This is a genomic window from Streptococcus mitis, from assembly GCF_000960025.1.
In the GTDB taxonomy this organism is placed as follows: domain Bacteria; phylum Bacillota; class Bacilli; order Lactobacillales; family Streptococcaceae; genus Streptococcus; species Streptococcus mitis_DH.
The window spans coordinates 596,216-617,053 of record NZ_JYGQ01000001.1 but is presented as its reverse complement, the minus strand read 5'-3'; the positions used below and the strand labels follow the sequence as shown (position 1 = coordinate 617,053).

General features: G+C 38.9%; 5 protein-coding genes. 1 reads left to right on the top strand and 4 read right to left on the bottom strand.

Annotation, left to right across the window (positions count from 1 at the left end; all coding sequences use genetic code 11):
• Positions 1 to 24 precede the first annotated feature (24 nt).
• Positions 25 to 1,011, top strand: coding sequence for an L-lactate dehydrogenase (locus TZ91_RS03220; RefSeq protein ID WP_000204729.1), 987 nt, complete (start codon positions 25 to 27; stop codon positions 1,009 to 1,011).
• Between the two features lie 319 nt (positions 1,012 to 1,330).
• Here the strand turns inward: TZ91_RS03220 and pyk are convergent, their stop codons facing one another.
• The 4 genes from pyk to TZ91_RS03195 all read right to left on the bottom strand — a co-directional run bounded on the left by pyk (position 1,331) and on the right by TZ91_RS03195 (position 20,692).
• A complete protein-coding gene (gene pyk / locus TZ91_RS03215) occupies positions 1,331 to 2,836 on the bottom strand; it encodes a pyruvate kinase (protein ID WP_020902894.1) in 1,506 nt (501 codons plus the stop codon).
• 56 nt (positions 2,837 to 2,892) lie between these two features.
• Complete coding sequence (pfkA, locus tag TZ91_RS03210) at positions 2,893 to 3,900, bottom strand: 6-phosphofructokinase (protein WP_000820863.1); 1,008 nt, start codon at positions 3,898 to 3,900, stop codon at positions 2,893 to 2,895.
• An 81-nt stretch (positions 3,901 to 3,981) separates the two neighbouring features.
• A complete protein-coding gene (locus TZ91_RS03205; RefSeq protein WP_033686928.1) occupies positions 3,982 to 7,083 on the bottom strand; it encodes a DNA polymerase III subunit alpha in 3,102 nt (1,033 codons plus the stop codon).
• A 133-nt stretch (positions 7,084 to 7,216) separates the two neighbouring features.
• Entirely contained in the window at positions 7,217 to 20,692 is a 13,476-nt protein-coding gene (locus tag TZ91_RS03195; RefSeq protein WP_080929547.1) for a mucin-binding protein, read from the bottom strand.
• Positions 20,693 to 20,838: the final 146 nt, after the last annotated feature.

The window sequence follows — 20,838 nt, the reverse complement described above, 5'->3', positions numbered from 1 at the left end:
AAAATTAAGGAGATGTTTAGAATAATGACTTCAACTAAACAACACAAAAAAGTTATCCTTGTCGGTGATGGTGCTGTAGGTTCTTCTTACGCTTTTGCACTTGTTAACCAAGGAATTGCACAAGAGCTTGGAATTATCGAAATTCCACAATTGCATGAAAAAGCTGTTGGTGACGCCCTTGACCTTAGTCACGCCCTTGCCTTCACTTCACCTAAAAAAATCTATGCAGCTCAATACTCTGACTGTGCAGATGCTGACCTTGTTGTAATCACTGCAGGTGCGCCTCAAAAACCAGGTGAAACTCGTCTTGACCTTGTAGGTAAAAACCTTGCTATCAACAAATCAATCGTAACTCAAGTTGTTGAATCAGGTTTCAAAGGTATCTTCCTTGTTGCTGCTAACCCAGTTGACGTCTTGACTTACTCAACTTGGAAATTCTCTGGATTCCCTAAAGAACGCGTTATCGGTTCAGGTACTTCACTTGACTCAGCTCGTTTCCGTCAAGCACTTGCTGAAAAATTAGATGTTGATGCTCGTTCAGTGCACGCCTACATCATGGGTGAACACGGTGACTCTGAGTTCGCTGTTTGGTCACATGCTAACATCGCTGGTGTAAACCTTGAAGAATTCCTTAAAGACACTCAAAATGTTCAAGAAGCTGAATTGATTGAATTGTTCGAAGGTGTTCGTGATGCAGCTTACACAATCATTAACAAAAAAGGTGCAACATACTACGGTATCGCAGTAGCCCTTGCTCGTATTACTAAAGCAATCCTTGACGATGAAAATGCAGTACTTCCACTTTCAGTATTCCAAGAAGGTCAATACGGAGTTAAAAACGTCTTTATCGGTCAACCAGCTGTTGTAGGTGCACATGGTATTGTTCGTCCAGTAAATATCCCATTGAACGACGCAGAAACTCAAAAAATGCAAGCATCTGCAAATGAATTACAAGCTATTATTGACGAAGCATGGAAAAACCCAGAATTCCAAGCTGCTTCTAAAAACTAATTTAGATAGTAATAACTCCTTGAGTCATCAGGGAGTTATTTTTTATCTGTATTTGAACTAAACATTTTATGAAATTTGCTCGAATAAAATAAGATTTCAATAAAACTATCATGATACGAGCTTGGATTAAAGACGTTAGAACGCCTCTTCAAATCAACACTCACATTATTAAAGGCATGAAGCAAACAGTATTTGACGCACTTGATACCGTCCCATTAAATCGAAAGTAAAAAGTGTTGCCCCCTTTTTGCCACCTAGACAAAAAAAGAGCCCATCATACAGGCTAGAAAGCTTGATATGATAGGCTTTTTCATTTTGATTAGCGTACTGTACGGATACGCATTGTGTTTGTACGAACAGCTTCTCCAACTGGTACACCAGCTACGATAACGATATCGTCACCAGATTGTACAAGTCCTGCTTCAACTGCTTTACGTTCAGCGATTTCGAACATATCATCAGTTGATGATGGAGCATCTGTCAACATTGGGATAACACCCCAGTTCAACATCAATCCACGTTCTGTCAATTCGTCGAATGTCAATGCCAAGATGTCAGCATTTGGACGGTATTTAGAGATCAAACGTGCAGTGTGACCTGTCTTAGTAAGAGTTACAACCAATTTGATATCCATTGAGTTAGTAGCATCTTTAACAGCTGAAGCCATTACTTCTGTCTTAGAGTTACGTTCAAATGAATCTGAGTTCAAACGTCCGTATTCGTTAAGAAGAGTTTGAGCGTTCTTGTCGATTGTAGCCATTGTAGTTACTGACTCAAGTGGGTATTTACCGTTTGCAGACTCACCTGAAAGCATTGTAGCGTCAGTTCCATCGATAACAGCGTTAAATACGTCTGATACTTCTGAACGAGTTGCACGTGGTTTTTCAGTCATTGTTTCAAGCATGTTTGTTGCAGTGATAACAACTTTACCTGCAGCATTGACTTTAGTGATGATCATTTTTTGGTAAACTGGAACCATTTCGAATGGTACTTCGATACCCATGTCACCACGAGCAATCATGATACCATCAGCAGCTTCGATGATTTCATCCAAGTTATCGATACCTTGTTGGTTTTCGATTTTAGCGAACAATTGAACATGTCCATTTCCAGTTTCTTCACAGATTGCACGAACTTCGTTAACGTCTTTAGCAGTACGTACGAATGAAATCGCGATGAAGTTGATACCTTGTTCAAGACCGAAGCGGATATCATCGTTATCACGATCAGCAAGAGCTGGGAAAGGAATTTTAGTGTTAGGGATGTTAACACCTTTTTGTTTAGCAATTACGCCATCGTTTTCAACTTCAACTTCAAATTCACGAGTTGCATCATCTTTAGCAACCACACGAAGACCAAGTTTACCATCGTCAACCAAAACTTGACGACCAACTTCAACATCATCATAGATATCAAGAGCACCAGCAACGTTCAATGCAATCACATCACGAGTTGATTTGATTCCTTGTTTAGTTGCAACACGGATTTTCTCACCAGTTTTATATGAATACTCTTTAGCTTCACCTTCGAACAATTCTGTACGGATTTCTGGTCCTTTTGTATCAAGAAGGAAACCAACTTTTTTACCTGCAAGTTTTTCTGCAAGTTTAACAGTTGCCATACGCTCACCTTGTTCTTGGTGGTCACCGTGTGAGAAGTTGAAACGGAATGTGTTAGCACCAGCTTCAATCAATTTGGCAATGTTTTTAGCTGAAGCTTCAACATCAAGTTTTTCACCCCAGTATCCGTCATCACCAAATTTTTTACCACCACGGATTTCTACCGCAGGTCCCAAAGTTGCAACGATTTTTACACGTTTATTCATGATTTTTGTGACTCCTTTATATATGACCTTTTTGGTCTTATTAACTAAATTATAAATTATGACAAGCTCTTATTCAAGCTAGATAGCTCAAGGTCAGCCTTGTGTGGGTTGTTAACCACAATCTTACCATCTGCAGTAAGGCTAAACAATGCTCCTTCTTCTGCAGTTCCAAGAATAGGGTTTTCAACCATTTTCTCGTTACGGATACCAACCGCAACACCACCGATACCTTCTTTAAGAAGTTTAACAGCATGTGCACCCATACGTGATGCCAAAACACGGTCACGCGCAGTTGGAGAACCACCACGTTGAATATGTCCAAGTTCTGTCACACGAAGGTCGCTTGTATCCCCAGCTTCTTTTAGTTTTTGACCAAATTCAGCCGCTGACATCACACCTTCTGCCAAGACGATGATGTTGTGTTTTTTACCACACTCATAACCACATTTAATGCTTTCTACGATATCTTCAATCTTGAAGCCTTCTTCAGGAATGATGATTTCATCAGCACCAGTTGCAATACCAGCCCAAAGAGCGATATCACCTGCGTTACGTCCCATAACTTCGATAACAAAAGTACGACGGTGACTTGATGATGTATCACGAATCTTATCGATAGCGTCCATAGCAGTCGTAACCGCTGTGTCAAAACCGATTGTAAAGTCAGTACCAACGATATCGTTATCGATTGTACCTGGAAGACCGATAGCTGGGAAGCCATGTTCAGTCAAACGCATAGCACCGTGGTAAGATCCGTCTCCACCAATAACAACTACACCTTCAATCCCGTGTTTTTTCAATTGCTCAATCCCTTTAAGTTGCCCTTCAAGTTGAGCGAACTCTGGGTAGCGAGCTGAGTGAAGGAAAGTACCACCACGAGAAATGATGTCTCCTACTGAAGCTGCATCTAGGGGATGAATTTCACCGGCAACCATACCAGCATATCCATCATAGATACCAAACACTTCCATTCCTTCTGAAATTGCTTGACGAACAACTGCGCGGATGGCAGCGTTCATACCAGGGGCGTCTCCACCACTAGTCAAAACAGCAATACGTTTCATATTGGTTATGCTCCTTTTTCTTTTAACATTCTTACTGATTATACCACATTTACGTTGAAAATTCTTCTATTTTCCGTAATTTTAGCGATAAATCGTTTTCATAACGATTCCATTTAATTTCGCTTCTAATTCATCCGATTTAGCTACAAAATGATGGGGAGAAACAATTGTTCTCTGTTCCTCTTCATACCTGATAATGACTGGGATTGGGCCTTTATACTGGTCTAAAATACGTGACATTTCTTGATCCGAGTCATGATTTTTCACCTGAATCCAAAAGCGCTCAGCCACTGCTTCTCTTATTTCTTGTGCAATCATTTGCAGACGACCGTCACGTGACTGGACTTTCCCTTTAATATAGTAGAATGCTCCTTCTCTTACTTCCTGACCAACCTGTCGATATAAATCTGAAAAGAGGGTAACATCCAATTTTTTCTTACTGTCATCCACCTGTAAGAAAGCCATATTTTCACCTTTTTTGGTACGAATTACTTTTATCTTCTGAGCCTCAACCAAGATAATAGCATAACTATTTTCTGACAAATTACTAATAGGAGTAATCGGATAAATAGCCTTACTTGCAATAGCTTGTAGAGGATGTTTGCTCACTCCTACTCCTAGGAGCTCTTGTTCCATGTAGAATTTTTCTTGCTCCGTCCAGTCCTCCGAATCTTGCCAACTATAGATGGTCTCTCCAAATAAGCTTCCTAATACTTTCACAAATTCAAATAGATTAGCTAAATTATTGAATACTTTTTTACGATTTTTTTCAAATGAATCGAAAAGACCAACTTTTACCAAAGGTTCCAGCAAGGGAAGTTTCAAATAATTCTCAGGTAGTTTAGCTAAAAAATCTTCAATGTTAGAATAAGGTCTATGTTCAATAATCCAAAGCGCCAAATCCTTGCTGAGCCCCTTAATCGATTTCAAACCTAGATAGATAGACTTGTTGGCAATTTTATCGTGATAGGGAATAGTATTAATGGACAATGGGGCTACTTCAAAACCTGCTTCTAAGGCATCTGTTACATAATCACTGTTGGCAGAATTCAACATAATCTGATAAAAGATGGCTGGATAATGCGTTTTGAAATAGGCCAACTGGAAGGCCAAGGCTGAGTAGGCATAGGCGTGAGATCGGTTAAAACCATAACCTGCAAACTTCTCCATAACATCAAAAACCTGCTCTGCTTTTTCCACAGTATGACCAGCTTCTATGGAGCCTTGAATAAAGGAAGCCCTCATTTCATGCATGGCAGAGGCATCCTTTTTACCCATAGCTCGACGCAAAATGTCGGCCTTCCCAAGACTAAATCCAGCAAATCGCTGAGCAACCTGCATAACCTGCTCCTGATAGAGCATAATGCCATAAGTTGGAGCCAAAATATCCTCCAGAGCTGAATCTAGAACAGTCACTTCTTCCTGCCCATGTTTTCTAGCTACAAAATTATTGATATAATCACTAGCACCTGGTCGATTTAAGGAAGTAGTTGCTACGACATCTTCAAAACAGACTGGCTGCACACGCTTGAGTAGGCGAATAGCACCCGGTTGCTCGAATTGAAAGATACCTTTTGTATTTCCAGAGGCAAAAAGAGATAGAGTTTCTTTGTCTTCCAAATCTATTTCTTCAATTTTCAAGTGAATATCTTCGGTTTCAGCAAGCAACTCTTTCATTTTCTGAACAAAGGTCAAATTTCGTAGTCCCAGAAAGTCCATCTTCAAAAGTCCACTTGCTTCGACTCCATGAGCATCATATTGAGTCAGTGGAATTTCGTCACCATGCTTTAGTGGGATATAGTCTGTCAAATCTTGGTCACTGATCACAACACCAGCCGCATGGACAGAGGTTTGTCTTGGATATCCCTCAATCTTGCAGGCAATTTCAAAGGCTTTTTGGTATTCTAACTTACTATTGATTTGTTGACGAAACTGGAGGTTACCCTCATAGGCCGACTTGAGATTATCACGAAAACTGATTTTTTTGGTAATTGCAGATAATTCATACTCGGGCACACCAAAACGTTTCAAGACATCACGTAAAGCTTGTTTGGCACCAAAGGTTGAAAAAGTAACGATTTGAGCCGCATGTTTACTGCCATATTTATTACCAACATATCTGATAAAATCTGGACGATAAATATCTGGAATATCAATATCAATATCAGGCATGGTATAGCGTTCACGATTGAGGAAACGTTCAAAAATCAGATTTTTCTCTACTGGGTCAATCCCTGTAATGTCTAAAGCATAGGAAACCAAGCTACCAACTGCAGAACCTCGTCCCATTCCCATATAATAGCCATTCGAACGTCCAAAACGCAATAAATCCCAAACAACCAAGAAATAATCATCAAAGCCCATATCATGAATAACAGCCAATTCTTGGTCTAGACGGTCTTGATATTCTTTACCAGTTACCCCCTTCTGAGCAAGCCCCAATTCAGCACGTTCTCTCAATTCTTCCACTGCTGGTCTAGCTGGATTAAAACGAGGTAATTTCAGACTAGTATCCAAGTCATAAGAGATGCCTGAAATAAGCTTTTCTAAATTGTCCAAGGCTTGCGGAAAACGTTCTTGGAATAGTTTCTCTAAAGAACTTGCTGATATAAAAACATCTTGTTTCGAACGCAAAGGGACTTCTCTGAGCGGTAGATTTTCTTTAATCGCTGTTAATACTTGAAGAACTTCTCTATCCTTACTTTCAAATGTATTGACCCGATACAATGGTAAAATAGGATGGTGAAATTCGCTGGCCAGTGTTTCTGGGTAAACCCCTATATAGTAATCACAGCCTAGATTTAACAACTCAAGCTCTTCAAAATAAGGCACAATTACCACAATATCCTCTAGATACTGAGATAGAACTGACCAACTTTTCTCCCCCTGCATCTTGGCTGTTGAAAGCTTCATCAACTGCTGATAGCCCACACTAGATAAAGCTAAAAAGCGCAGATTCACATCCTTATCATATACAAGCACATTCATTTCAAGCCCTAACAAAGGATGAATGCCGTATTTTTTTGTAACCTCTAGAAAGTCGAAAGCCCCATAAAGATTGTCAATATCCATCATAGCCAGATGAGTGTAGCCATAGTCTTTTGCTACTCTCACATACTTGTCGATTGAAATGACACTCTCCATAAAACTATAGACTGTTTTTGTATCTAGTTGTGCGATCAATTTACACTTCTCCTCTATCGTTCTCACTATATTATACCATTTTCAAAAAGAGAAAGAAAAGAACCTGAGATAGTAAATCTCAAGTTCTTTCTGTATTTGATTGCAAGTCAGCATTTAATATAGAGCAAAATGATTATTCTTCATCTTCTCTTTTCTTACGAGCAATCAATCCAAATCCACTTAGGGCTCCTAGAAGTCCGAGTGCTGCAAGGCTAGCGTGATCTTCTGTACCTGTATTTGGAAGTTCACGTTGACCATCCATGTATTGAGGTGTAGAAGGCGCTGCTGGTTGAGCTGGAGTTGCTGGAGTACCATTATTATTTCCGTTGTTATCTCCATTATCTGCAGGCGTTACAGGTTGTGGAGTTTCAGGTTTTGGTTCCGGCTTAGGCTCTGGTTTAGGAGTTGGAGTTGGAGCTGGAGTTGGGCCTGGGTAAGGAGTTGGATTTGGTGTAGGATCCTTAGGAATGTAGTTGATTGGTGTATCTTTCGTTGGATCACCAGGTACTTCTGGTACTTCGTATCCTTTTGTTGGATCATTTGGATCAACTGGTTTCAATGGTTGTCCTTCTGGATCTACAGGGATAAATCCTGGTACATAAGGTACTTTAGGTTTATCAGTTCCAGGTTTAGTTGGATCTTTAGGATCATTTGGATATGTGATTGGATTTGTTGGTGTTCCTGGAATATTTGGAATCCATGAACCTAACTTATCGTAAATCACTGTTTCATTGATATCCTTGATTGTATCAGGTGTTACTCGTACATCTTTAGTTGATGATTCAAGATCACCATCTTTAGCAATGTATCCTTTCACAACTGGTACTGGGTATCCGTTGAAGATGTCATCGTTACGATCTGTTGTCCATTCTCCATATGTGATTTCACCAGTTACTAAGTTCACTTTCGCTTCACGAGTAAACTTGATAGTTTCTGTACGAGTTTCAGAAACTTCGTTTCCATTGCGATCCACATACTTGATAGTACGTGTAGCTGATTTCTCAGTTACAAGATCTTTCACAGTATTTGGCCATACTGGGCTATTTGGATCGTTAGGGAATACTGGTTTACCTGGCTCTGGTGTAGATGGTGTTACTGGAGTTCCATCTGGGTTCTTCGGTAAGTTTGGATCATTTGGATCTACTGGCTTACCTGGTGTAACTGGAATGATTCTTTCAGCTACTGTTACAGTGAAGATTTGATCTACAGATTTGTCTTTATCAAATACTCTGTCTGTATCTTTAGATGGGAAGTCGTTCTTAACGACTCTGTATCCAGCTTTTTCAAGTTTTTCAATCGTCTTAGTTACTTCATCAACTTTAGACTTAGTGAAGTTAGCTCCTGAATCACCTTCATCTACTACTGGAGTTGATACAACTTTACCTTTTTCATCTACGAAGTTAGTGATAGCTTTTTGCTTATCAGTCACGTAAGTGATTGGTGTATCTGTTCTTGGATCTGTTGGTACTGGTGGTACTTCATATCCTTTCGTTGGATCGTTTGGATCTACTGGTGTTAATGGAACTAGTGGGTTGTCCGGACTAATTGGTTTAGTTGGGTCTTTTGGTACCACTGGTGTAGTTCCTGGGATATAAGGCACTTTAGGTTTATCAGTTCCTGGTTTAGTTGGATCGTTTGGATCGTTTGGATACGTAACCGGAGGAACTGGTGTAGAACCTTCTGGTACTTTTGGAATCCATGAGCCAAGTTTAGTGTAAACTACTTCGATGTTTTCATCTTTAGAGTCTGCAGTTAATCCTGTTGTAGCTGCTACTTCTTTTTGTTTCGCATCTTTTAGGATATATCCTTTAACGACTGGTGATTCAACTTTATCGAATGTTGTATCTCCATCCTTAGCTGTCCACTTACCGTAAGTGATTTCACCTGTTACAGAGTTAATCTTAGCTTCACGAGTGAATGTAACTTTATCTGTTACTTTCTTAGCTACTTCCTCACCTTTTTCGTTAACATACTTGATTGTACGGTTAACGTGGCGAGTTGTGTCAATCTTCTTAATTAGATCTTCTGTCCATTTTGGTCCATCAGGGTTCTTAGGATCGATTGGATCACCTGGTTTTGGTTTGTTTGGATCATTTGGATTAGTTGGATCTACTGGTTTGATTGGCTCAACGTGTGGTGTAACCGTTACTACGAAGCTTTGATCTACTTTCGTATCTTTATCGTAGTTCTTATCTGTAGCTGTTGTGAATCCGTCAGTTACTAGGTCATATCCTAGAGCTTTCAATTCAGCAAGTTTAGCTACTGTAGAGTACTCGATTGGTTCTCCAGATTTACCTTTTAGGTTATCTGTGTGAAGTACTGTTCCAGTTCCTTCTACCACATAAGTTACTTTCGCTTTTTGAGTGTCTTTCTCATAAGTGATTTCAGTATCTTCTGTTGGATTTTCAGGTGTTGGTGGAACATATCCTTTGCTTGGATCGTTTGGATCTACTGGTTTCAGTGGGTTTCCATTTGGATCTTTTGGAGTTGTTCCTGGAACGTAAGGAATCGGTGTCGTTGGTGTTCCTGGTTTCGTTGGATCTGTTGGATCGTTTGGATATTGAGGTTTATCAATATTTGGAACTTCGAATCCTTCTGGTACTTTCGGTACATATTTACCTAGTGGTGTGTAAACAACATTCACTACAGAATCAGCTGCATCGTGAGCTACGTTCTCTACTTTTTCAGCTGCTTTAATGTCCGCAACGTATCCGTCGATTACTGGTGATGTTACTTCAGCTAATGTTTGTGGTGCAGTCCAGTCAGAAGTATAAGTGATTTCACCTGTTACTTTGTTTAGGTCACCTTTACGAGAGTAACGAAGTTTTTGTTCTACAGTAGCTGCAGCTTCTTGACCACGTTTAGCTTCTTCTACTTTATCAGTATTCGCATATCTGTAGTTGATTGTACGATTTACTTCATCTAGTAATCCTAGTTGTTCGTAAGTACGTTGTTTTGGATCTCCAGGTACTTTGTCTCCTGGTTTTGGAGTTACGTCCGGTGTATTTGGATCTAGCGGTTTATCTGGATCGATTGGAGCGATTCCTTCTTTAACGATTACGTAGTAAACTTGGCTAATTCCATCATTACCTTTATCATCTTTATCATCAAATGTACGGTTTGCATCAGCGTAGAATGCTACACGATCTGTAGTGTAAGCTGCATCTGTTGGCGCAACTACTTCGTAACCTTTAGCTTCTAATTCAGCTTTAACGTTATCGATGTTTGTTGTCTTAATTGCTTTACCTGTGTCTCCTGCTTCTGCAACTGAAACGTGAACCGCAGTTCCATCAGCTTTAATGAAGTGAACTAGAGCAACTTGAGAACCATCTTTAACATACGTAATTGTAGTGTTTTGAGTTGGATCTTCTGGTACTTTCGGTACTTCATATCCTTTTGTTGGATCGTTTGGATCTTTCGGAGTTAATGGTTTACCGTTTGGTCCTACTGGTGTTGTTCCAGGGATGTATGGTACTACTGGAGTTTCAGTAGGTGTTCCTGGTTTTGTTGGATCTTCATTAGTTGGAGTTTCATATGGTTTTGGTGTTAAATCAGTTCCTGCTGGAGGTGTTACTCCTTCTGGAATTACAGGTACATATGAACCTAGTTTACGGTAGATAATTGTTTCTTCGCTATCTTTATCCGTAGCTTTAACATTTTCACGAGCTGTAGATGTTGCAGCTGAAGCTACATATCCAGGTTTGTTTGGTGTTGTTACAGCATCAATTGTTGTATCGCCATCTTTAGGAGTCCATGTACCGTAGTTAGAGATTGCTCCTGTTACTGGATCTAGGTCAGCTGTACGAGTGAATGTTAATGTTTGTACATTGTCAGGGATACCTGCATCTGATCCGTCAGATAGTTTGTAGTGAACTGTGTGAGTTACCTCTTCGATTAATCCTAATTCTTTGTAAGTACGTCCTTTTGGATCATTTGGTACTTTATCTTCAGGTTTTGGAGTAACATCTGGAGTATTTGGATTAACTGGTTTAGATGGATCGATATTTGCTGGTTTTGTAGTATAGATTACTGTTTCAGTAATATCCTCAGCAGTTGCTGTTACTTCTGTCGCTGGTACAATCGGTTTATTTGGAGTGTAGTTCTTAATTTCTGGCGAAGCTACTTCTTCAAAGTTTTGAGCTGGTGACCAGTCTCCGAATGTAATCTTACCAGTTACTGGGTTGATTGTTGCTGAACGTGTAAATTCTTTAGTTTCTTCTTTTGTATCAGCAGCTTTCTTACCATCTGCGTAAACATACTTGATTGTACGTTTAACTTCTTCTTTACGTCCATCTTCTAACTCTTTGATTAACTCTGGAGTCCATTTTGGTCCTGTTGGATTATTTGGATCGATTGGTTTATTCGGAGTTGGTGCTGGATCGTTTGGATTTACAGTTACAGGTTTAACTGCTACAAGAACTTTATATTCTTGATTTGTTGTTGCATCCGCATCGAATTTACCGTCTGTTGGATAGTTATTTTCTACTACTGTATACCCTTTAGCTTTCAGAGCTTCAATAGTTTTTTCTACTTCTGCACCTTTCGTGAAGGCTTTTCCTGTATCTCCAGTATCAACGATTGATTGAGCCACTCCACCTTTTTCAGTCTTATCCGTTTCACTGTTTACTTCAATGAAGTGAACAACCGCTACTTGAGAACCATCTTTCGTATAAACGATTGTAGTATCCTCAGTTGGATTTGTTGGTGTTGGTGGGTTATATCCTTTTGTCTTATCGTTAGGATCTTTCGGAGTTAACGGTTGTCCATTTGGTCCTACTGGTGTTGTACCTGGTACATAAGGAATCGTTGTTGTTGGTGCTCCTGGTTTTGTAGGATCATCTGGATTATTTGGATATTGTGGGTTTTCAATTGTTGGAGGAGTGAATCCTTCTGGTACTTTTGGTACAAATTTACCTAAATCTTTGTAGATAACTTTCTCAACAATATCTTTATCCGTTGCGTTAACACCTGTTACATCTTTCTTAGACGACTCAACATCTCCTGTTGCTACATATCCAGTTTTAACTGGGACAGTTGCTTTTCCTTCAAGAGTTGTATCGTTATCCTTAGGAGTCCATTCACTATAAGTAATCTCTTTCGTTACAGCGTTAACTGTTGCTGTACGTGTAAAGCTTACTGTAGTTTCGTGTTTAGGTTCTGCTTCAGTTCCACGTTTAGCAGTATCTGCTACATCATCTGCATAAGTGTACGTAATTGTACGTTTTACTTCTTCAGCTAGTTTTAGATCTTTATATTTTGGTCCATTAGGATTATTAGGATCTACTGGTTTTTCAGGATCAAAGTTTGGATCATTTGGATCAATTGTAATTTGTTTTGTTTTGTAAACAACTACTTCTTCGAAGTCCGCTGCATCAGCTGTTACTGTCTTAGCTGGAACATCACTTGTTGTTGGATTACTTACTAACGCAGAAGTATATCCATCAATTGTTGGTGTTGGCACTGCTTCAAAATCAGCTGTTGTCTTAGGTGTCCAAGTTCCATATTCAACTTCTCCTGTCACAAGGTTAACTTTAGCTGTTCTTGTAAACTCAAGAGTTTGAACTTTCTTACCTGATACTTCTGTACCTAGTTTAGCATCTGGAACTGGAGTTGCATCTTCGTATACATACTTGATTGTACGTGTTACAGATTCAGTAGTCTTCAAGTCTTTAACAGATTCAGGCCATTTCGGTCCATCCGGTTTTGTTGGATCTACTGGTTGACCTGGTTCTGGTTTCACATAACCTGGAGTAGTTGGATCTGTTGGAATATCTTTAACAATCGGTTTGAATGTTACTGTATATTCTTGATTTGTTTTCGCATCAGCATCAAATACTTTTTCAGCATCTGTTGATGGATAGTCTTTTTCATTCGCATTTACATTAGCTACTTTTTCATATCCACGAGCTAAAATCTTGTTGATTGCTGCAGTGACATCCGCATCTTTCGTAAATGGTTTACCTGTATCACCAGTATCTACTACTGATGGTTCTAATCCTTTACCAGTTGTATCTACGAATTTCGTTACCGCTACTTGAGAACCATCTTTCGTATAAACGATTGTTGTGTCTCCAGTTGGTGTAGTTGGAACTGGTGGTTCATATCCTTGTTTTGGATCACCTGGTACTTTTGGTGTCAACGGTTGCCCATCTGGTCCTACTGGTGTAGTTCCTGGTACGTATGGAATCGTTGTTGTTGGTGTTCCTGGTTTTGTAGGATCTGTTGGATTATTTGGATATTGTGGATTTTCAATTGTTGGCGGTGTAAATCCTTCCGGTACAACTGGTACATATTTACCTAGTGCTTTGTACACTACTTTTTCCGTAATATCCTTATCTTCTGCTTTCACATTTTCTACAGGTTTCGTAGATTTTTCCACATCTCCTGTTGCTACATATCCTGCTACTGCTGGAAGAGTATTTCCTTCTAATGTAGTATCGTTATCTTTAGCTTCCCACTCGCCATATGTGATTTCTCCCGTTACTGGGTTCACTTTAGCTACACGAGTATAGTTCACTTTTGTAGTAAATGGAGCTACTACATTAGTTCCACCTTTATTAGCATCTTTTTCAGCTTGATTTAATTCACTTGCTTCTGTTGAGTAAGTGTACGAAATTGTACGTGTTACTTCTTCAGTATTCTTCAATTTCGCAAGTAATTCATCAGTCCATTTTGGTCCATTTGGATCATTTGGATTGATTGGCTCATCTTTCTTAGGTTCTTTATAACCTGGAGCTTTTGGATCAACTGTGATTAGTTTTGTTTTGTAAACTACTACTTCTTCAAAGTCTTTATCTGTAGCCGCTACAGTTTTCGCTGGCACATCTGCAACTGCTGGTGTTATACCTGCAACTGCCGCAGTGTATTTCTCAAGTGTTGGAGAAGTTACAGCTTCGAATGATTGATCAGCTGACCAGTCTCCGTATGTGATTTCTCCTGTCGCTACATTAATCTTACCAGAACGAGTGAATTTAAGTGTTTTGACTTTCTTATCAGCTACACTTGTTAAATCAGATTCTGCTACTGGAGTACCGTCTTCGTATACATACTTAATAGTACGTGTTACTTCTTCTTGTACTTTCACAGCATTGATTAATGCTTCAGTCCATTTTGGTCCATCTGGATTATTTGGATCGATTGGTGTTACACCTGGAGTTGGTTTTGGATTTTCATTACTTGCTGGTTTTGTTGGATCAAATGATGGAATATCAACTACCTTAGCTTTGAATTTCACAACATATTCTTGATCAACAGCTGCATCTTTATCGAATTTATCAGTTGATACAAATCCATTATTTACTAATTCGTAACCTTTTTTCTTCAATTCGGCAATTTTAGCTTCAACTGAAGTTGCTGTTGTAGCTGGGTAAGCTGCTTCAGATTTACCTGTTACTGCGATTGGATCTGCAAGACCTGGAGTAATTACTTTATCTGTATTAGTAGGATCTACTTCTACGAATTTAACTACTGCTTTTTGAGCCACTGGAGTGTAAAGTACTGTAATCTTGTAGTCATCTGCTTCTGCATCGATTGCTGCAGTTGCTTCTACAGTAGCGTTATCTGGAGTATATCCAGTCACTTCTGGAGAGTTAACAAGGTTGAATTTATCATCTTTAGCTTTTTCCGCATCAGATAAGGTAATCGCATCATTAGATGTTCCACCTACCGGAGTCCATGGTCCAAATGTTACAATTGCTTTTTGAGCATCTGTTGCATCTGCTGCGATTGCTTTGTTTGTAATGTGGTCGTAGTAAACTACACGAGCTTTGTATTCTTCTGGAGAATCATATCCACTCTTATCCAATACAGCCTTATAAGCAGCGTATTCTGTTGGATATTCTTTCGCAGCTAATGTGTAGTCGATTGTACGGTCACGTTCAAAGTGAAGTGTTTCAGTCACTGTTGGTGCTGCTGTAGTTCCACGTTTATCTGCTGGTACATCATCCGTACTTGCATATTTGTACTCAATTGTACGTGTCACTTCTTGGGTATCTTTAATTTTACGAGTAACTTTCTTGTGACGTAGGTAGACATTGAATGCTTGATCTACTTCTTTATCATCATCAAACTTACGTCCACCTTCTACAGCTGTACCTTGAGAGTTATTTGTATAGTCATCTGTTACTAATTCATAACCTTGGTCTTCATATTTTTTGATTGTTTCAGCTGTTGTATAAGGAATCTTCGTATGAGATTTACCTTGAAGCGTTGTAACACCATAAGTTGTTTTCGCATCTGCACCTGTTGCAGGAGCTGGATTAGCGTTTTGAACTTCAAGAATACGAGCATCACCTGTTGCATCTAAATCGATATATGTTACTTTAGCTTTTTGAGTATCAGCTTTATAAACAACATACATATCGAAGTCATCTTTGTCATCTGAACGAACTTCTGATACTAATGGTTCGTATGCACCAACATCTCTAGTATTGTCAGCTACTGGAGTATATAATCCTACAGGTTGTTTTCCATTATGGATGTGTCCCATCTTACCATCTTCACGAGGAGTGAAGTCAGCAGTTACGACTTCAGCAGTATACCCTTTAACTGTCGGTGAGATAATTTCTTTAAATTTAGAGTTTGCATCACTTGAAGCAGTCCATTTACCGATGATAATTGAACCTTGGTTAAACTTAGTTCCTGCAGGGATAGTATCTCCAACATTGTAAACATGACCAGATGCGTCTGTAACTTGGTTTGTAGTTACCATTTCTGTATCAGTTGTACCTGCTTCAGAGAAGATCTTGTAATCACGAGTATAGTCAATCGTTTGTGTACGAGTAACTGGCGTGTTATCGATTGCTACGATTGGAGTATTATCTTTATATGAATCTTGACTTGCTGGATTATCATTAGCATCTTCATATACATAATGAATTGTACGAGTGATTGAAGCTTTTGACTGTGGCTTAACGATTGGTGTATAAGTTGCTTTACCAAAGTCTGTACCATATTTACTTGTTACTGGGTCCCCAGCTACTTTATCGTTATAGTCAACATCCGGTTGTTGTTTTACTACACCAGTACCAGTTCCTACGAACTTAGGATCTGGTGTGAAAGTAATTTCACCAGTATCTTGGTTTAATGTGTAGGTACCTTCGTTTTCAATGACAATTTCTGTTTCAGTTACTTTAGTGTAACGACGTGGAACACTTGTCACTTCTCCTGTTTGTGGATCGATGTGAACTGCATTTGGGAGAGTCACATTCATTAAGTCTTCATATGTCGCAGCAGTACGAGTTCCTTTTGGAATCACATCATTATTTGCGTTGTAAGTTGTTCCATTAAGTGTAATACTTTCACCTTTTGGAACTAACTGATCTGCTGATGTTTCCTTGGCTAAAGTTGAAATCTTATTTCCGGTTTCACGCGGAATTGTTTGTCCAGTATTATAAGTTACATTGTCGAATGTATTATTAGCTGAATTAGTAAATGGCGTATTGATAGTAGCTCCTGCTGGAATTGTTCCTCCCGCTGGAATTGTTTGCTCTGTTCCATTCGCTAATGTTACTTTTACTTCCACTGGTGCTGGGTGATTGCTTTGAGGTTTCGCACCTGCTGGAATCAATGTACCTGTAACTAAACGAATATTATTTACAGCTACATTACCTGTTCCTGTTACATTTACATCACCAGTATTAGCGATTTTTGTTCCAGCTGGAATTTTGTCAGACGGTTTATAAGTTACTGTTGTTCCATCTGTTAGTGTAAGAGTTGTTTCCTTATCGACAGTTGTATCTTCTGTATATAATTTTCCAGGAGTTTCTTTTCTAGTTGCGAAAGTTGGTTTCTTAGTTTTATCTAGTATTACATAATCAGCAGTATACTTAACATCTTCTACTTTATCATTCGTAACAGTTTCAACAGTTCCATAAACTGGAATCGTTGGATTTGATTTTTGTACAGCACCTTGAACATCCTCAGTAGTAGTATCTTCTCCTACTGGACGAACGTCGATCACCGTTGGAATATAACTAGTATCCATTGATTTGGCACCGTTATTTCCATTGTTTACATTTTCTAATACTTTATCTTTTTCAGCTAGAGTCGTACTTGTTAGAGATTCTCTAATTGTATCTTCTGTAGCTTCCCATCCAGTGTGACTTCCATTATCATCCCACGCGCGGATAGCTACCCCTTTAGCTGTACCTACAAACCCTGCTTCTGGTTGGAAACTAATCTTAGTAAAGCTTAGAGAACCTTGTGTAGTATTCTTACCTTCTGCAGAACCTTCATTTAGTTTATAAACCCCAACTTTGTTCCCAGATGTATCATATTCAGTATATTCAGATAAGTAATATTCAGTCTTACCTGTCAATTTATTCGTTACTTTAACAGCTGTACCAAGAGTATTTCCTCTTGCATCTTTAACAACTACCTCAGTACCATTGTAAATTGTTTGACTTAGTTTGTCTTTCACCTCGACAGTTTTACCTGTTGGTTCTTCAGATTTAACAACCGTATCATTTAACACCATCTTAGGCGCTGTATTATTATCAATTTCCGCCCATTGTTTATAGTTCGATTCAATTGTTTTACCACTAGCCTTGAACATGGCATTGGTAGGGAAATTCACTTCTTGTTTTTTCCCTTGGAAATCTTTTGTTTCATGACGTGTTCCACGAGGTGGGTGAATAACGTTCGCAACAAAGTCTTCTACTTCCCCTGAAGATGCCAATCCTGTTGGTAATCTCAAGTCGTTTTTGTCTACAGAAACACGTAAACGAACACCAAGATTATCTACTGATGTGTTTAATAATTGTGGTGTGTTCTTAAATGTAATGTCATAAGTTCCATCAGCATTAGCTGTTACTAATTCAGATGATTCATAAAGATCGAATTTACCGTTACCGTTAAAGTCAACCCATCCACGAACATAAGCTACGTCATTATTAACACCACGGTTAACTTTGACACCTTTTAAGATATATTCATTTTCACTTGCATGACGCAGTGTATATTTAGTTGCTACAGCTGGGTCAAGAAGTTGTCCTTCACCTTCATCGGGAAGGTTACCTACACCAAGTCCGCGTGTTGCTTGGTTATATAACCCTTTAATTGGTAAATTATCTCCACCTTGTAGAGTATTAGCTGTTGATAGAATTTCACCATTTTTAATAGCTACTTGCGTTCCATCAGCCATACGAATTACTGGATTTTTACCATCCAATAAGTATGTTCCAGTTTGTCCTTTTGAGTTTGTAACTTGAGTTGAACCACTAACAAGACTGATTTCTTTATAGTCTTCTGAGTTAACTAAGTCATCAAGTACCCAAGCTCCATTTGGTTCAGCGATTGTTGTACGGAAGTCTGTATCTGCAGGAACATCTCCTAAATATGGTTGTGTCGCAGTTACTTGAGTTCCGTTTTTATCTTTATTAAAGTTACCTATGATATGTTGTGCAGAACCATAAGAAGCTGGTGCATCCCCACCATCATAGACAACGAAACCGACTGTTGCTGATTGGCTACCGTTGGCATTAATGTAAACTCCTAAGTTCTCAACATTTTGAGATAGTCCTATTGGAAGATCGTATCCATTATTAATACCTGAGTCAAATGGTCCAAATAATTGACTTCCATAACCTGTTTCTGTTTTATTCGCCCACTCAGAAAGGTTATAACCTGTTGATAACGGTGCATTTGTTTTTCTATCGAAAGTATATGTAAAGTTAGAGTTAACATTTCTATTAGGGAATAAACCTTTAGAATTCGTTTTATTTTTATTCAAACGCATGAACTCTTCCCAAGGTGTTCCGTCAGACTCGAATTGAGTGAACTCAGCCACACTTAAATCTTCTGAATCAACTGCAATCGCATTAACCGCGACTGGGCGTCCATTATATGTTGCTGATAATTGGAACTTAACCCCAACGTTACCACCATCATAAGCTGGAGCAAAGGCAGTTAAGCGTTCACGAGTTACCCCATTTGAATCTTCATATTTAGTTTCGAATCCTGCTAATCGTAAATGACTCCAGTTTGGATCCTGTCTTGTTACAATGACGTCTTCACGTTGAACAACACCATCAACAGGACTTCTGTTGATATTTTCAGGTTCACCATTAGCTTTATTTAAAGTATATGTTTCTGTAGTAACTTTTTTACGAGAAAGGGAACTTACTGTAGCACTTAATGTATAACCTTTTACCTTAGTTGGTACATCAAAACGCATACCTTCTTGAAGCACCTCAAATATTTCGTTATTTCCACGTCCACTAGATTGATTATTTTGTACTTCTTTTTTTACATCATCATATGTTTTCCACAATGTATATTTAGCTAATCCAGACGCTAAAAATGCAGGATCATTTGTCTTCTTACCTACTAACTCAGGATGAGTTGTAGATTCAAGAACTGTACGAACCATTGTAAAACGTCCACGTTCTTGACGTCCTTTAGAACTAGTAAAATCTACCGTAGCCGGATTATTAACATATTCAACAGCCCCTACCTTTGTCCCATCAGCATATGTAATAGACGCAGTAGCGAAGTCAAACCAGTTGATTGCTTCACGAAGTTGACTATAGTTTTTCTCACCAGCTGAACCATAAGCTACATCACCAATAGCAAAATTATATGTTTTATTACCATTTTGATCTACCTTACCATTAGCCAATGTTACAGTTGCTACGGCAGTACCTGTGTTCCCTTTTCGTTTAACTTCGATTTTATCTTCAGCTGTCAAGGATGGATTTGCAGTACGGATTTCTTTTTCAATAGCACGAGCTTCTTCCTCAGTAATATCTCCAACATTATTAACAACAACTTTGTTAATAGGATTAGCAATAGCTACTGTAGAACCTGCTGAACCTGCTGAATCTGCTAAAACAGCTTCAACTTTACCTATGTGTCCTGCACGTTTCATCTCAGCATAGACTGCTTCGATGGCAGATGAGATACGTTGGAGTTGGGCATCCAATTCTTCTTTTGTGATTTCACCTGCAGCAAGTGCTTTCTTAGATGCTTCGATTTGGACTTTAGCTGAAGCTACTGCAGTTGCGATTGCTTCTTTTCCAGCTTTATCTTCTGCCTTTTTATCCGCAAAGTTTGAGGCAGTTGTGTTCAATACTTCTGCTTCAGATGTCAACTGTTCAAGGACAGTTTTAGTAGCAGTAATTGGGTTTTCTGCTTTCTTTTCATCCTTTTTATCAGCTTTTTCATCAACTGCTTTATCAGCTTTTTTGTCAGTTGAAGGAGCAGTTAGTGTTGCTTTTTCTTTGTCAGCTGCTTCTGTTTTTTCAGTTGTAGCTGTCTCAGCTACTTTTTCATCTTTCTTAGATGCTTCAGCAGCTAATTTTGCAACTTCCTCATCACTCAAGACCGGCTTTTCTACTACAGCCGCTTCTGTCGTAGCAGAAAGAGCTGGTGTCGTCACATTTGCGACATTCTCACTTACCTTATCATCTTTTGGAGCAGATGCCACAGCTTCTGTTTTATTTTCAGTAGCTGTTTCTTCTGCTTTGGCAGTCGTTTGGGCAGCACCCAAAATCAAGGCTGTCCCCAACAGCACACTCGCAGCACCAAAATGATACTTACGAATAGAGAAACGTTGGCTCAAGCCATACCAATCAAAAGATTTATTTTTTTGTCTTTTTGATTTATACATAATGTTCACTTTCCACATTTTTTTATGTAATTTCAAATTACAACTACATATCATAAATTATACCACGTAAATACCATCAAAACAACTATAATCAACAGTTTAATCAACAGTTTTTTTCTGTGTTATAAAAGTATTTTTTTCTTGTT

Bases quoted from the DNA above. Each gene is read 5' to 3' on its own strand.
- TZ91_RS03220 (WP_000204729.1), top strand. From the start codon at position 25: ATGACTTCAACTAAACAACACAAAAAAGTTATCCTTGTCGGTGATGGT.
- pyk (WP_020902894.1), bottom strand. From the start codon at position 2,836: ATGAATAAACGTGTAAAAATCGTTGCAACTTTGGGACCTGCGGTAGAA.
- pfkA (WP_000820863.1), bottom strand. From the start codon at position 3,900: ATGAAACGTATTGCTGTTTTGACTAGTGGTGGAGACGCCCCTGGTATG.
- TZ91_RS03195 (WP_080929547.1), bottom strand. From the start codon at position 20,692: ATGTATAAATCAAAAAGACAAAAAAATAAATCTTTTGATTGGTATGGC.